Source organism: Pseudomonas sp. MD195_PC81_125, from assembly GCF_014060985.1.
GTDB lineage: Bacteria > Pseudomonadota > Gammaproteobacteria > Pseudomonadales > Pseudomonadaceae > Aquipseudomonas > Aquipseudomonas parakoreensis.
The window spans coordinates 1-1360 of sequence record NZ_JABULD010000766.1 but is presented as its reverse complement, the minus strand read 5'-3'; the positions used below and the strand labels follow the sequence as shown (position 1 = coordinate 1360).

Below are 1360 nucleotides of genomic sequence, written 5' to 3'. Positions count from 1 at the left end.
CAGATATCAAATACCGCAATACTAATGAAACCATCACCCAGCTCGGAGCAACAATTGATGTTGGACGGGATCTGACGCTGAAAAGTGGTCGGGATATTGCGGTAATTGCTAGTGATATAACCGCGAAGCGTGATTTATCCATAACCGCTACTGACAATATGCTCATATCCTCCGCGGCTGACGAGAGTCATTCGTACTCCAAAACCAAAAAGGTAACTCGACAGGAGGATCATGTCAGTCAGGTTGCATCCATTATTAATGCTGGTGGCAGCATAACCATGAATGCGGGTGAAGACATGACGTTGGTGTCCAGTCGTATTGCTGCGGGTGACGAAGCTTATTTGGTTGCAGGCGGAAATTTGGAGGTTTTGGCTGCTCAAGATAGCGACTATTCGCTGTACGACAAGAAGAAGAAAGGAAGCTTCGGTAGTAGCCAAACCAAGAGAGATGAAGTAACCAGCATACTTAATATCGGTACGGAAATTTCTACGGGAGGAAAGCTCACGCTTTTGAGTGGAGGTGATCAGCGCTATCAGGCAGCCAAGCTGGAAAGTGGTGAAAGCTTGAATTTGGTCAGTGGTGGAAAAATTACGTTTGAAGGCGTGAAAGACCTCCACCAAGAGAGCCATGAAAAAAGTCGAAATAGTATGGCTTGGAGCTCCTCCAAAGGCAGGGGAACGACTGATGAGACTCTGCGCCAAACGGAGCTCTTGGCAAGCGGAGGTTTGGTTATTGATGCTGTTAACGGATTGGATATCGATATAAAGGATGTCAATCAGAATACCGTCAGCCAAACGATTGACGCGATGGTCAAGGCTGATCCAGGTTTGGCTTGGCTCAAAGATGCGGAAAAGCGCGGCGATGTCGATTGGCGCTTGGTAAAAGAAACCCACGACTCCTTTAAATACAGCAATTCAGGAATGGGGCCAGCGGCAATGCTGGCTGTAATTATCATTGTCAGCGTCATCACAGCTGGCGCTGCAAGTACCGCAGTGGCTTCTGTAAGTGGATCTCTGGGTGCAACATCAGCCACCGCAATGGGGAGCACGATGGCAGCAGCAACTGCAACGACTGCTGCCGGGCTGGGTAATATCATTGCATCGGCGGTCCTGACTTCGATGGCAAGTACTGCAGCCGTAAGCACAATTAACAACAAAGGAAATGTTGGCGCTGCGTTCCATGAGGTTTTCTCCTCGGAAAGCCTGAAAGGATATGTGCTTGCTGGTGTAACCGCCGGAATTGCTGCGAAATTCGGATATGTCCCGACCGAGCTTCAATTCGATATACCTGGGGTCGAGTCAGTCGCCACCAAAGCTGTTGCGGATGCTCTCGCTAAAACGGCAATAATGGGGGGCAGCCT

General features: G+C 49.3%; 1 protein-coding gene. It reads left to right on the top strand.

All coding sequences use genetic code 11. The annotated features are described in order from the left end of the window. Positions 1-1360, top strand: a 1360-nt coding sequence (locus tag HT737_RS28950) for a hemagglutinin repeat-containing protein (RefSeq protein WP_182404540.1), incomplete at both ends; no start/stop codon positions are given.